We start from the raw sequence: 16,129 nt of genomic DNA on the forward strand, positions 1-16,129 counted from the left end.
AGCCGTTTGAACTAGCGGCTTCACTCTTCTGGTAATCGGGTAGTAATTTATTGAATTGACTAACTCATTCAACCCACTGGCACCGGCAGGCAACAAAATAGTTGTCTGCCATTTTCATGTATACTTTTTCTAACTTTATTACAAACCAAGTGTGTGTTGTACTAATTTCAAAAAGGACAGAATTTCATTTTTGAAAATGTAAAAAATAAGGTCCTGTCTACTTTTGGTATAGGACTTTTTCTTTTCACATATACTATTTTTGAACCTGTTTACCAATACGTGTCCTATTGGTGTCTTGAATTCCTCCTAAAAAGGGCTGCAGATACGAATGCATGCCCTTTTATTTACATTGCTACTCTATATTCAATAAAATAATTAAAAACTCAAATATAATATTACATATTTTATCATTTAGGATTATATTAAGATTTACTTCATAGTCGAATTATGGTTTCGTGTATAATTCAGCAATATGTAAACTGTTTACCTAAAGAAAAGGCACCCAAAAATGTCTTTTCTTCTTTTAATCTAAAAAACATTTTGCCTTTTCAGTAAGATCCAATTATCCCTCTAATCTAAACCTCATATTTAATCACGGTACTCAAGAGTTTCCATTTATTTCAATATGCCCTATAGTTTAATTTCGAATCAAATTTCCAGCAATATATTTGCTTTCTTACAGATTTCTGCCTTGTTCTTAATTCTGTCAAAATCCTCATGTAGCTATACAAAGAATATATGCTATTATGATTTTAAGAAACTATGCGTTCCCTTAACCCTGTATCCGGCCCTGTATTTATTACAGGGTCTTTGTTTATTTTATTTACTTTTAGTTAATACACACCCAATTTCAGTTAAAATTGTTTAAATGTTAATTAATTTTTAAAATGATATATCTCTAAGCTCTTTTAGCAAATAAAATATAATATTAGACATATATAACCAACTTGTGGCCATTATTAGTTTTCTAAATATGCACTTCATTAACACTATACAAATAGTGTTAACTATCTTAATTGAATATTAGTAATAGTAAGTATAAACATTATCAATTTACTATATATTACATTTATGTAAAAATAGATGTATGTTAAGCTTATTCAAAATCTTTCCCCTAATAAAGATTTGAAGTAGCATTTCATGATTCTCCTTACTGTTAATATGCCTTGAAAAAGAACCCTATAGGGTTCTTTTTCTTTTCATTATAACCTCAGTAAGTCCTTATTTAACATGCAAAAAGGACCGCTAATTATTGCAGCCCTTTTACACGTTAATATACACTTGTATTACATACTTAACACTTTATTGTATTAGGTATTTATACAAACTAAACATGCTATTGTCATTTAGGTATATAACACTTCAAAGTTTAGAAGTATACAATAACAAATCTTTCCCAGCTTCCAGCTACATAACTAGTAGCTGTTAATTCTCTACCACCATTTGCTGATATATATCTACCATTACTTAGTGCTTGTAATACATATATCCTATTGTCTCCACCATTATATAAGATAAACTTTTCCCATGCACCAATTGATGTACGATCTGCTACTACTCTACCATTTGGCTCAAACGAAACATACTTCCCATTACTTTTAGCTTTTAAAGCGTACGTATATAATTCCCCAGTCGGAATTAATTCAAATTTCTCCCATTCATTAACTGCATTACGATTTGCTATTACATTTCCCAAAGGCTCAGCAGAAACATATTGTAAATTTGCTGCCTGTATAGCAACTGTCCAACTTCCATTAAATAAATTCACGCCTTTTAGTGAACCTGCTTTTGATAGATTGGCTGCCGATACATCATTCGATGGTGTAATCATCAATATCATTAAAACCATCGGCAACATCATTAAAACTAACTTTTTTGAGATTGTATTACCACTTGCACATGTTATGAACCTCTTCATTCCCATTCCTCCCTTAATATACATAGAACTCATATACATCATACCAAATATGTAAAATATTGTAATACAAGAGAGGATTTATCAATAAATACCTTACTATTCTGTTTCTTTTTTCTCAAATCTATAACACTTAAACATTTATCAATTCTCAAGCACATTTTTAAAATTTTTTCCCCCTGATAAACAAATGTAGCAGTTGATGGCAAGGAGAGTATATACAAAAGAGAGAGTATTTTCATTTCACTTTTCTTTAAATAAAAGCCAAATAGCCGTTCATAATGAACGACTATTTGCATCTAACTAATAATTAGAAGGTTCTTCATGTTAATCTATTTTGTTTAATCCCGTTGAAGTAACTTGATAGGTTCTTTTTTTGCCTATATATTCTTGTTTATTATTCTCAAGGTTAATAAGTGTAGCGCGTGTCTTTTCCTTTACTGCTTCCCCTTCTATATGGGTAATCTCAATGTAATCTCCCGCTTTTACGGGCACCTTTTGGATTTCAGCAGTTTGTTGTCTATTTCCCACTATTTCCTTATTATACACAACACTACCGGTCGAATTCTTTACTGTAATACTTGCATACGTATTATTAAAGTAAGAATGTGGTACGCCTGCTTCTAAATTCACCTGCATTTTCTCTGTTGTCCTATTATAATCAACTTTTGCGATTTCTCTATCACTATATCCTTTTAAAGACCACCCAAAATGATTTCCATCTAAAACCGTTGTTTCTGGCATTTTTTCTACTTTCTTCAAGCCTTCTTTTGTAACTTCGTACATGACTTTTTTTCCAAAGCTTTCTTGTTTACTGCTGTCTACACTTATTAAAGTAGCTCTATGCACACCTTCTAGGTGTGTCAACTCAATATAATCTCCTACTTTAACTGGAACTTTTTGCGATTCAGCATTTTGTTGTTTGTTTCCATAAATGTCTTTATTGTATACTACTTTCCCTGTTGCATTTTGTACTTTAATACTCGCATACGTTTCATTAAAATAATGATGCGGTACGCCTGCTTTTAAATCGATTTGCATTTCTTCTGTCGACTTATTAAAATTAACTTTTGCAAACTCGAAATCACTAATTCCTTTTAGTGACCATGCAAATTGATTTCCATCTAAAATTGTAGCTTCGGGCATTTTTTCTGCTTTCTTCAGACCTTCCTTTGTAACTTGGTATATTGCTTTTTTTCCAAAGCTTTCTTGTTTACTATTACCTACATTTGTTAAAGTAGCTCTATGAATACCTTCTAGATGTGTTAATTCAATATAGTCTCCTACTTTGACTGGAACTCTTTGCGATTCAGCATTTTGTTGTTTGTTTCCATAAATGTCTTTATTGTATACTACTTTTCCTGATGCATTTTGTACTTTAATACTCGCATACGTTTCATTAAAATAATGATGCGGTACGCCTGCTTTTAAGTCGATTTGCATTTCTTCTGTTGACTTATTGAAATTAATTTTTGCAAACTCGAAATCACTAATTCCTTTTAGTGACCATGCAAACTGGTTTCCTTCTAAAATACTAGAAGAGTCCGGGATATCTGAATTAAAACCTAAGTTATCTAATATAGATTTTAGATCAGGTAAAACACCTATTCTATCATTCCACGGATCTTGAGATTTTGTTCCTGTATTCGGATTACTTAAGATATTTCTTAATTCGGCTGGTGTATAAGGAGAACCTCGATGTTCTTTAGCAATACCTTGAATCGAAGTTGCTGCTCCAGCAATAATTGGTGAAGCACTTGATGTTCCACTAAATGTTGATGTATATAAATTTGTAGTATTTTGACTTGGATTTGCTGATGTTGTATCAACATTTTCTCCCCATCCATATACATCTAATCGACTTCCATAATTTGAAAACCATAAACGTTTATGTGGAACAGTTGATGATCCCGCCCCAACCATAATAGCACCTGAATCCTTGAAGTCTGGACTATTTCGATTTAAGATCTTTTTTCCATTACGATCTTTAAAATTATCTAAGTCGTTTGAACCATTTGCGCCAGCTTCTATAATAATAATCCCTTTATCTGCACCAACACGAATTGCATCAAAAATATCTGGATGTACTTCTACAGGTAAATATTTATCCCCATACCCATCATACGAAGCTTGTGCCTCTAATAAAAGAATATCTCCCGCTTGTAAATTATGTACAGCACTTAAAATAGCATCCGCTGTATTATAAATTCCATTATCCCTGATCTGGGATATTACTTTTACATTTGCTTTTGGTGCAATTCCAATATTTCCAATTTGATTATCTTCAGATGAAACAATTCCTAATACAGAAGTACCATGAGCTCTATGCTGGCTTATATTTTGTCCCGACATAAGCTTAATATTTTTATTGACTAAATCCTCATGGTTCAATAACCATCCATATTCCATATCCACAAAAGTTGTATCTTTCCCGTCACCACCTTTAATGCTCCAAGCATGCGAGGCATTAATTCCCTTTGGTGCCGCTTCAAGATATCCTTGATTTTGAAATCTAGGATCATCGTACGGATTAACAGATAAATCTGGTAACTGTATTTCAGGGGGTGTCAAAATTTGTTTTTCTTGTATATAAGCCTCCTCTACGAGAGGAGATGTTTCAAATTTTTTCAGTAATAATTCTATTTCTATGTTATTAGGAGCTTGTACAATATAATAATTTAATAAATTATTAGCTGATTCATTAGCAACTGATTTAGATTGTACTGATAATTTTTCAATCTCTATCGGATTTACAGATGAGAACAGACGATTCAAAGTAAATTCTGTATTTTCGGAAAATAAATTCTTTAAATTGTTATCATAATCCCCATTTTTTATTCGTTTCTCAATACCATCTTCATAAGGTAAGTCAATTTGATTTTTAAACTTTACAATTAATCTTTCTTCCTGTGAATCTCTTTCTTTGTATGTGACATTATAAGATTCAGCGTAAACTTTATTATGAATACTATCATTTTGTAGGATTAGATCTGTTCCTACAAATGTGGTCATTGCAATTGATGAAATTAGAAGCCCTTTGAATATGTTCATACTATACCCGCCAATCTATATTCTCTTGAGAATTTTTTAATGCATATAATGGTTAAGATTTTTATATAATATATAAATTTATAATTTAACTTTTGTAGTGAAATCTATGACTTTATTAATAATCCCATAGAGGTAACCTGATATATTCTTTTCTTTCCCATATACTCCTGTTTACTATTCTCAAGATTAGTAAGTGTGGCGCGTGTCTTTTCCTTTTGTGCTTCTCCCTCTATATGAGTAAACTCAATACAATCTCCTACTTTGACTGAAACGGTTTGGCTCTCAGCAGCTTGTTGTCTATTTCCTATAATTTCTTTATTGTACAAAATATTACCGGATAAATTCTGGACTTTAATGCTTGCATACGTATTAGTAAAATAAGAATGGGGTATACCCGCTTCTAATTTAAGCTGCATTTTTTCTGTTGCTTTGTTATATTCTATTTTCGCGATTTCTCGATCATTATATCCCTTTAATGACCAAGCGAATTGATTTCCATCTAAAACCGTTGTTTCTGGCATTTTCTCTACTTTCTTCAAGCCTTCTTTTGTAACTTGATATCTTGCTGTTTTTCCAATGGTTTCATTTTTGTTATTTTCAAGGTTAATTAAAGTTGCTCGCGTTTTTTCCTTTGTTGCTTCTCCTTCTATATGGGTAAATTCAATGTAATCCCCTACCTTGACGGGCACAGTTTGGCTTTCAGCATTTTGTTGTTTATTTCCCACAATTTCCTTATTGTACAGAACGTTACCAGAAGAATTCTGGACCTTAATACTCGCATACGTACTAGCAAAATAGGAATGTGGTACACCTGCTTCTAGTTTTACCTTCATCTCTTCTACCGTTTTATCATAATCTACTTTTGCAATTTCTCTATCACTATATCCTTTTAATGACCAGGCAAACTTGTTTCCTTCTAAAATTGTTGCTTCTGGCATTTTTTCTACTTTCTTCAGGCCTTCCTTTGTAACTTCGTATATTGCTTTTTTTCCAAAGCTCTCTTGTTTACTACTATCTACATTTGTAAGAGTAGCTCTATGTACACCTTCTAGATGTGTTAACTCTATATAATCGCCTACTTTGACTGGAACTTTTTGCGATTCAGCATTTTGCTGTTTGTTTCCATCAATCTCTTTGTTATAGACCACTTTACCTGATGTGTTTTGCACTTTAATACTTGCATATGTACTATCAAAGTAGTCATGTGGTACACCTGCTTTTAGATCAATTTGCATTTCTTCTGTTGATTTATTTAAATTTACTTTCGCAAATTCAAAATCTCCAATCCCTTTCAGCGACCATGCAAATTCATTACCTTCAAAAATGTTTGGAGACTCATTTTTGATTTGTACCTTTTTCTCAACAGTTTGATCAAATATATCCGTTAATACAATTTTTGCATAAGCATTTGTTGGTAATGATATAGATTGACTGATTCCATTTTGATAAGATTTAATATCATTAATTACGTTCATAGGTTGGCCCGTCATATTTTCATTGTTATAAATTTCAATTTTCCCCTTAAATTGCGGTGTACTATTTTCTTTTAGTTTCCAAGATACATTTAATTTTTCATTTTCATAATATATAGATTGGATATCAAAATCTAGTTTTCCTATTTCAGGTTGAGTAGGTTGATTTAGCGTGAATATTTTTCCTGACCCAATAGTAGACTGCGTATTACCTCCTGCTTTGACCCATACATATTCTGAAGTAGATCCTCCATCATATTGATAAGTATTATCATGCGTTCCAGAAATACTTTGATTATTCCAAGAACTCCATTGTTTATCAACTAATTTTCGGCTATAACCATTTTTTAGGCGCGCTTCTCGAACATTCTGTCCACTATCAGCCCAGTCTTCTTGAAACATTCCTAATCCATGATTAAATGCAGCATTAGCAACCGGAAAGTCCATAATTGCAATTTGATGCCATTTATTCTTTGTTACATCTTTCATCCATTGTCCAAATTTAGTATGACCATTTTCTTGCCATGAACGCATTGTCATTGTGTACCAATTGTAGTCTTTCCAACCATAAGTTGTTTGAACCTTCATTCCTGTTCCTTCTCCTCCAAAGGGTCCAGCTTGCGAATTCGGAGATAAGTATTCGGCCTTTATTGCTTCTTTAGAGGAAATTGGATCCCATAAAGCAAAATGTAAAGTACGTTTTCCATTTTCATCAAACCCACTTTGTTGTTGAAAACCAGCATATCCTCCAGCTTCACCACCTGCATTCCAGTTGTGTACAGCCCAGTACGTATAAGGTGGTGTCTGAACTGGTGACCAGTCTATACTAATAATATCTGAGGCAGGTATATTTTGGGGACTCACATAAACTGCTGGAGCAGCTGAATGTGTTGCAGCTTTAGTGTGTAAAATAGACGTTCCAAACATAGAAAACATGCTACATGCTGCGGTCATTATAATAACTTTATTAAATCTTGTCTTCGTTTTCTGACTAATCACTAATCTACATCCTTTTCTAATTTTTATTATTGAATAATAACTTAGTAGAGAAATCTATCAAAATTCAAGCAACATCCAGTAAATCTTTAAAATACTGCCCCAATTTTTTGTTGTTCTATCTTCACATCTGATTCTTACATGTTATTTGATTGTAAGTGGTTTCCATAAAGATAACGCAAATATCCAATTCGGGTCACCATTTCCTTGATGATTTTGAACCGCTTCATACACTGTCCCTTGATGTTCTACTTTATCGCCCTTTATATATGCCTTCTTTGGATCCCATTTTTCATAAGATACATTTTGATCTTTGGTTTTTACCGGAAGAATTTCACTTTGAATTGATGTATTTCCAGCTTCATCTACAGCCTTCACTGCATATTTATATTCCTTATTAGCTGTTAAGTTTTGATCAATAAATGTCGTTCCTTGTACGGTTTGAATCAATTGTCCATCTCGTAATACCTGATATTCTTTTACACCTATATTATCTGTAGAAGGATTCCATTTTAGCTCTACACTGTTAGAAGTAAGGTTACTTGCATATAATCCTTGTGGCTGTGTGGGAGCTTCTGTATCTGGTTTCGGATTAACAATTTGATTTACTTTTTTCAGGCCATCCTTTGTAACTTCATACATTACTTTTTTATCAAGGCTTTCACGTTTATTATTATCTAAATTTATTAATGTTGCCCTCTCTCCGCCTTCTAAATGTGTAAGCTCAATAAAATCGCCGGTCTTTACTGAAACTTTTTGTGTTCCAGCATTTTGCTGTTTATTCCCATAAAACTCCTTGTTATATACTACTTTACCTGATGTGTTTTGCACTTTAATACTTGCATATGTACTATCAAAGTAGTTATGTGGTACACCTGCTTTTAGATCAATTTGCATTTCTTCTGTTGATTTATTTAAATTTACTTTTGCGAATTCAAAATCTCCAATCCCTTTCAGCGACCATGCAAACTGGTTTCCTTCTAAAATATTATTTTCATTAGGCATATCTGGTTTAATTGGATTAGAATCCGTCCCCTTCCAAATCTCTGCTGTTAAAATTGGATATCCTAATGCAGCTACTTTTTGAATGGTATCATTATTTGGACGTAATCCCCACTTCTCAAAGAAAGGAATCAAATTTTGTTTGGCTACTTTTGATGCTGAAATCATAAATAATTGTTTTTTATTTTCATCAGTTTGTGGAAGTTCACTTGAAGGCATATCTCTATACAATTGATGCAATTTAGGATAGAAATCCTCTCCATACGCTAACTGTAGTTGCCAAAGCATAACAAGCTTTACAAAAACATCGCTAATTTCATCATAATTTTTATTCACTTGTTCTAGATATTGAAATGCTTTTGGATAAATTCCACTTTTCTCTAAGTTGGATGGTTGATTAAATGCTTTTTCTACAGAAAGGCTGTATATATTATTTTGTACTTCTGTCATATTATAAAACTTCCAGGGCGATTGTTGTCTCAAATGTCCTGCCTCATGCCAAGGGCCCCAGCCATCTGTTATAAATTTATTAATATCTAACACGTATTGGATTGCATCTCCTACATATGCAGTTCGATAAGAAGTCGCATACATATAATAATCGGGAGAATGATTTTCTTCTACGTAATGAACATAATGTTTATCTACTTGTTCTTCAGATAATCCAGCTACTTTGTCTTGAATTCGAGTAGCTTCATCCATCTTTTTTAAGAGTTGTACAGGATCTGTATTAGAACCCAACAAATATTTCTTAATACGTGCAGGGCTGGCCGTAATTAATACACGTTCTCCTTTTAACTCCACTGCATGTGCATTTGGATATTGGTCCAGCATGTTAATTAAATCTTGTTTCGTATGCTTTCCTAGTTCAAAGAAAGGCGTAGCCATTCCGCCTGTTGTAATTGTTGTTCGAATGGTACCACCTTGTTGTTTATTATAAAAATAAATCAGCCCCCCATTTGGAGATTGGATTGTGTTTATACCTGGTTTTAATGTAAATGATTTTATCTTAGAATCTTCTCTCCAAGAAGCATCATACGAATACGTTCCAATATATACCTGAATATCTTGATTACCTTCTACATTAATCGTTATTTGTTCATTTGGCTTTGCATATAAACCAGTTGGTTCATATGGACTAAATGCCATACTTTTTCTTTCCTGTTGTTTCAGTACCTCAACATCCCCTTTTCCTGGGACTGTAAATGTTCTATTTTCTGATTTAACTGACTTTTCATTTTGCAGTGATGTCGATAAACTTTTTTGCTGCTCCTTTTGCTCCGCAAAGACATCCGATGAAGAAATCATTCCAGTCGCAAGCATAGTTACTGTAGCAGTAGCCGCAAGTATTTTTCTAGTTTTATGTTTTGAATTATTCCCCATATTATCTCCTTCATTTTCCCTTAGTACTCTTAAGGATTTTTTGTTTTCTTCTTCATGTTTTTACAATCTAAACTATTCATACTATTTAAGTTGTATCTATTACTCTATATTTTTTCATAAACATCTCCTTTGCTTTATGTATTATTGTATATAAATGTTATTTGATGACACATTAAATAACAACTTTACGATAAACTCATCGATAACAGCTTATTATGTTTTGATTCTGTATTCTAAACTTCCATCCGATTGGAGAAATATATCCAATTGGAGAAATCAGTAAATAATTTTCAACATTTAAGGGTTGGAATCTCACAAAAAATTCATAAAACTTTTTCAATTTAAAGGTTAATTCAATTGCAACTACATTTGTTTAAGCTTCCACCTTTTTTGAAAAAAAGCATCTAATTCTACTTGAATTAGATGCTTACATTTAGTCCTTAGGACAAATATTCTAAACTATTTATGTGGTTGTAAATCTTTTTTTATTACTTCCCAGAGTGAATTATCTTGAGGCACCGGTTTACCCTCTTCATCCCATTTTATTTTTCCTGTTCCCAATTCATAATTCATCCCTGTCCATGTGTCTTCACGGAATGCATAGAATGATTTATGCCAACCTTTTTGGTTGAAGATAGAAATAAGATCTTGCATGTATTGAGTAGCTCCCGGAACAGTACGGTTAATTCCAAACTCCTCTGCAATAATTCGATTAGATGATACATGATTTTTCTTAGACCATTGTTGGATTGGCTTCAAAAATTTCTCTAATCCCTGCTTATTCCACATTACAGGTTTCTCTAAATCTCCTACTTTTACTAATCCTGGATATTGATATTCCTTATTTTGTTTTTCACCTTGACTCGTTAATTCATATGGTTCATACATATGAAATGCGTATAGTGTTTTTTTATCCTCTACTGGTTTTAAATATTTAAAGGCCCATGGAGTAGCATATAAACCTGAATCTAAAATAATCGGTGTTTCTTTGTCCACTTCACGAATGGAGTTAATCACCTTTTCATAAAATCTGTTTAAATCAGCTGTCGTTCCTTTTACTTTTGCATACCATTTCTCGTAATCTTCCGTCCAAAAATCATTATATCTATTATTTTTAGCTGTTTCTGGATGCGGTTCATTTATAATATTATAACCAATCACTGCGGGATGATCTTTTAGCTCCAAAGCAAGATCTTTCCAAAATTGACTTGCTTGTTCTTGATACCTCTCTTCTTCCCATATTCTGTCGTCATTCTTGTTATTATTAAATTGGCGCCATCGATCACCAGGTAAAGATAACATTGTAAGAACAACTTTCATTCTTTGTGATTGTGCGGCATCTAAATCCGCCTTTAATTTTTCTAAATCCTCCTTTACTAATCCCTGATAGTTATCTGCATTACCTATCAGAAAATCCTTTCCAGAAGTATCTGGTTTATCCTCAAATAGAAAATCTTTATCTTTTGCCCATTTATCAGGTGCTAAACGTACATATTCAATATTAGCTTCTTTTGCACTTTTATAGTTTTCAGGTAATGACGTACTATTCATGAAATTAGTACCCTTTCTTTTCGAATCCCAAAAACTAATTTTCGAATCGCCCTTGTGGTATGTATCAGCTCTTACATTCATTTCCTGTACTCCAAAACTCATCATGCCTAATAACGCAACAATTGGCAAAATTTTTTTCACAACTTTTCCTTCTTTCTCTTTATATTTAACACACATAACATACCTTTGTTTTGTTACAGGAATATGGCACTTTTCAAAAAAAGCCTTTTTAGTTTATAAGATCGCAGCGTATTCATAAAAATGAATGAGATAATTAGAACATTGCTTCATTTTCAAAAAAACAAAAAAGGAATCCTTTACGGATTCCTTTTTGCAATTCACTCTTTTTCAAATGGTACATTTTGCACCTACTTTTAGTATAACTTATAATTCCTATAAAATAAATAAGATTAACTGAAATTCACTTCAAATTGTGATAGAAAACATAATTAAGAAGCGCAGATAACTAAATATTATCCCTTTTATTAAATAAAAAAGATTAAATAATTCCCCCTCCAAACTAGGACCCCTTTACACTTTTTACAAATATTGCTATAATTAGATAAACCAAAGCATTACCCCATTAACAAAGGGACTCCATAATTGGAGTCCCTTTGTTAATTAGCTATTAAAAATGATAGCATGTGATTATTGTATAATTTCTTCCTTTTTTAGATCTGCATATTCTTCTACGAAATCCCATAAACCTTGCTTTTCGAAGTAAGAAATACTTTTTTCACTTCTTCTAAGAGTTTAATTGCTTCATCTTCATTAAGAGAACGTAAAATATTGAAATGATATACATACTCTTCATTTCCTAATTCCATACAAACTGCTAATCCTTTTTCAGATTGCTTTAAGAATATACAAGCTGTCCCTAATTCTTTTTCACAATAAGCAACTTTCACCTCATATCCCATTAGCCCAAAATACAAGGAATATAGATACTTATTTTACTTTCAAAGGCTGAAACCTTGCTGCATAACTACTGAAAATAAAGTGAAAAGACGTTCAAATCCATATGGATAGAACCTCTTTTCACTTTATTTCATACATATACTGATTTTTCATTTATTCATTTTGTATTGTACTTAAAAAACCAATAAATTCATCTTCATTTACAGGTTTACTGTAGTAATAGCCCTGAATTAGATAACATGCATTACGTTGTAACACTGTTAATTGTTCTTTCGTTTCTACCCCTTCTGCTATCACTTTCATGTTTAAAGTATGAGCAAGTGAAATAATGGTTTGTATAATTTCACCTCCATCAGTAGAAGTTCCAATCCTATTAACAAATTCTCTTGGAATTTTCAAAGTATCAATTGGATAAAGAGGTAAATACGCTAATGAAGAATAACCTGTACCAAAATCATCAATTGATAAATGTACACCAAATGATTTTAATGCTTTTAACTTTGATAAAGTTTCTTTTTCATCTACCATGGCGATTCGCTCTGTTAATTCCAAATTAATCGAATTAGCAGGTACTCCTATCTCTTCTATGGTATATATAATGGTTTGAACAAAATCTTTCTGTTCAAACTCTATAGCTGATAAATTTATCCCCATCTTTAGATTTGAAAAGCCCGCAGAATGCCATTCTTTCAGTTGTCGACACGCTTTCTGTAACGTCCACTTCCCAATTGAAATAATCTGCGCCGTTTCTTCTGCGATAGGTATAAACTCAAACGGAGAAATCAGCCCAAGTTCTGGATGTTGCCAACGTATTAAAGCCTCTGCACCAATAACCTTACCTTCCTTACTGTCAATTTGTGGTTGATACAATAAAAACAACTCATTATTTTCAATTGCATTTGGTAAATCCTGTTCTAATCGTAATCGACGGGTTACTTTTTGAGATAATGTCTCGTCATACATACAAACAGCATTGTTACCTTTTTCCTTTGCGCTATACATAGCGATATCAGCGTGTTGTAAAAGTGTAGTAGTATTTATTCCTCCAAATGGATACACTGCTATTCCTATACTAAGAGATAAGTAAAAACTATGCTGATTTACTACGAATGGTTCTTCAGTTATAAGAAATAGAGTTTTACACAAATTCAATAGCTGTTGCTCTGTTTGGTTATGGACAATGATTGCAAACTCATCACCACCTATTCTTGCTAGAGGAATTGTCGGTGAAAGACATGTCCTAAAACGTTTGGCAACTTCTTTTAAAACCCTGTCACCAATGGAATGGCCCAGTGTATCATTAATAGTCTTAAAGCGGTTTAAATCAATATACAGGAGCCCAAATTTATCCTGTGTTTTTTGCACACGCTTAATGGATCTATCTAATTCTTGTTGGAAGAATATACGATTTCCAATCTCCGTCACCGTATCATGGAATGCAAGGTAATTTATCTCATCCTGTTGTTGTTTCATCCTCGTTATGTCTTTTACCATTACATAACTCCCAAAAGTTTGACCTTCTATCATAATAGGAACTATAGTGACATACCAAAACAGCATGTCCTTCTCATTGTTATTTTTCACACGCAACTGTAGTGAAGATGAACTACATCGTCTCCCTTTCTTTATAGCCGCTTCCAATTCAGATTTATCTTCATCTAAAAAAATAGAGAAGCACTCTTTCCCTATTAATGCAGCACTGTCTTTTCCTAATAACATACTTCCAGCCTGGTTTATATTTAATACGATACCAGTTGAATCAATCGTTAAAATAGGATCCGGATGATACTCATATAATGACTTAAATCTTTCTTGATTTTTTACCAAATCATTAGATTTGTTTATTAAATCCCTTGTTCTTTGAGATACTGTTTGTTCTAATTGATTATTAAACACTTTTAATGTTTCAGTTAAATCTTTGTTTTGCATTCGTACAATTGTATGACGAATCAGTACAAATACAAAAGCAATACAATTTCCCGTAATCAATGTAGCTGAAGACGTTTGCTCTTTCAAAGTAAAGCCAATTAAGATTGCAACTGCAAGATAAGGGAATATGCCAAGAAGTTTCTCTCCAAATGTCGGATTAATAATAAAATAATTTCTTTTAGAAGAAGCATCCTTTGGAATTGTAGCAGCAATAGCAATAAATAATAGGAAAACTCTATACAAACACCTTAAAAATATAACTGAACGCTCTGACAAATCGCCTTGTAAGTAAAAATACAAATAGTCCGTAATAGCTAATCCAGTTAATACTAGGATAAAAATATACAATTTGCTTTTTGCATTGAAAATAGCAGGTCGAAAGTTTAGTGTAACTCCAAGTAATAGAAGCAATAAATCTATAATCGGAAAAATAAATGAGAGAAAAACATCTCCAATTGATAAGAATAAGATATTTGCAGAAGGTTTATTAAATAAATACCACTCTAATGTAAAAATAGCAGTAACAACAATGCATAAATCACAAAGTAAATATGCTTTCTCCCATTTATTACATTCCATCATGATTTTATAAAAGAACGCAAAGAGAAAGAAGAATAAGAAAAGCAACAAAAATACATCAGAGATATTAAAATTTTTTATTGGTAATTCTACATTAAGTACTTGAAAAGTAGATATGAAATTCCCTATCAAGAAACACCCTATCGCAATAATAATGCAAACCCAGAATACTCCTAACTTAATTTTTCTGGATAATATAGAATACAGTAGTGAGATAAATACAGTAGTTTCAACAACTAAAGATGATAGTCGGATATTAAAATCTGATACGAAATAAAGACTTGGAAAAACAAATATAAATATAAAGCAAAAGCTTATATAAGCTATTAAAGCCAATATCAATACATAAAATTGCATATATGCATGTTTGCGCAATGGACTCACCTTCTTGAGTTTTTTCTATACTTTTATTAAAAAATGTCTTGATAGTGGCACAGCTCCTACTAAATTTAAATGTGTGCTACCTATTATCCATATTATGACCTTTTTAAAAGATTTCTTTCTACATACAACAGTCTTGTTAACTTTTTGTAGATGTTTACAATTATCAATACTGAGGATTCCAAAAAGGGTAAGCTGAAAAATGTAGTTTTTTAAGTATTTGCGCATCGTAAATTTGGCGGGTACAACTTATCCACTCTTTAAATATGAGATATAATCTAATCCTCTATTGGATTATAGTTAGTTGCTACCTGTCACACTTAAAAAGGAATGAAAATATACTATCATTAACATAGCAATTCGAATTAGTTTACGGAACCAACTGTAACTATTATAGTTACGACAAAGGTTGATGTCAATTTCATATCCTCCCTTTTTAACGGACAAAAGACATGACCTATTGAACAAAAATTTGATGTTTATAAAAAGAGAGGTAAAATTTTATCTCCTTACTCAAAGAATTATAAATGATCTAGGATTAGATGAAATTGAAGCTAATATTGCATCTCCCTAAAAAGAATGTTACTCTAAAAATAGAATTATGAAAGGAATGATGGATGAATAATGATTAACTAATTTATATTTTAAGTTGAATTTTATAACTTCAAACTACAAAATATAGGGTTAGTCTATCCATTTTTAAAATTCAGTTCATACTTTATTTGTCATGATTCAAATGATTAATAAGTACTTATTAAGTATAGACGAAAGACTAATCCTTCCGATTACAAATTGGGGGATTTTTTTATTCCCGTTTAGCTTAGTTGAAACTTACTAATTGTTAAATGTACTTCACAAATAAAGGAGCGAGAAAAATGAGTACTTCAGACACTATTGTTACACATGTAATGCTCTATATAAGTCGTTAATATCCATCAAACTTATATAGAGG

Annotated in this window: 7 protein-coding genes; all 7 read right to left on the reverse strand. The window is 32.1% G+C overall.

What is annotated here, in order from left to right; genetic code table 11:
* Positions 1-1,369: 1,369 nt before the first annotated feature.
* The 7 genes from MHI26_RS17835 to MHI26_RS17865 all read right to left on the reverse strand — a co-directional run bounded on the left by MHI26_RS17835 (position 1,370) and on the right by MHI26_RS17865 (position 15,171).
* Positions 1,370-1,918, reverse strand: coding sequence for a fascin domain-containing protein (locus tag MHI26_RS17835; RefSeq protein WP_000819406.1), 549 nt, complete (start codon positions 1,916-1,918; stop codon positions 1,370-1,372).
* Positions 1,919-2,242: 324 nt separating this feature from the next.
* Positions 2,243-4,966 carry a putative mucin/carbohydrate-binding domain-containing protein gene (locus MHI26_RS17840; RefSeq protein WP_061665799.1) on the reverse strand — a complete coding sequence of 908 codons (2,724 nt, stop codon included), beginning with the start codon at positions 4,964-4,966 and terminating at the stop codon, positions 2,243-2,245.
* A gap of 104 nt (positions 4,967-5,070) precedes the next feature.
* Positions 5,071-7,437 carry a putative mucin/carbohydrate-binding domain-containing protein gene (locus MHI26_RS17845; RefSeq protein ID WP_097960498.1) on the reverse strand — a complete coding sequence of 789 codons (2,367 nt, stop codon included), beginning with the start codon at positions 7,435-7,437 and terminating at the stop codon, positions 5,071-5,073.
* A 141-nt stretch (positions 7,438-7,578) separates the two neighbouring features.
* Positions 7,579-9,819, reverse strand: coding sequence for a M60 family metallopeptidase (locus MHI26_RS17850; protein ID WP_086790624.1), 2,241 nt, complete (start codon positions 9,817-9,819; stop codon positions 7,579-7,581).
* Positions 9,820-10,278: 459 nt separating this feature from the next.
* On the reverse strand, positions 10,279-11,547 hold the full coding sequence (locus MHI26_RS17855) for a glycoside hydrolase family 5 protein (RefSeq protein ID WP_061667742.1): 1,269 nt from the start codon (positions 11,545-11,547) through the stop codon (positions 10,279-10,281).
* Positions 11,548-12,059: 512 nt separating this feature from the next.
* A complete protein-coding gene (locus MHI26_RS17860) occupies positions 12,060-12,290 on the reverse strand; it encodes a hypothetical protein (protein WP_003308601.1) in 231 nt (76 codons plus the stop codon).
* 151 nt (positions 12,291-12,441) lie between these two features.
* Positions 12,442-15,171, reverse strand: coding sequence for a sensor domain-containing protein (locus tag MHI26_RS17865; protein WP_061667741.1), 2,730 nt, complete (start codon positions 15,169-15,171; stop codon positions 12,442-12,444).
* Positions 15,172-16,129: the final 958 nt, after the last annotated feature.

Source organism: Bacillus sp. FSL K6-1218, from assembly GCF_038006445.1.
Classification (GTDB): Bacteria; Bacillota; Bacilli; order Bacillales; family Bacillaceae_G; genus Bacillus_A; species Bacillus_A thuringiensis_S.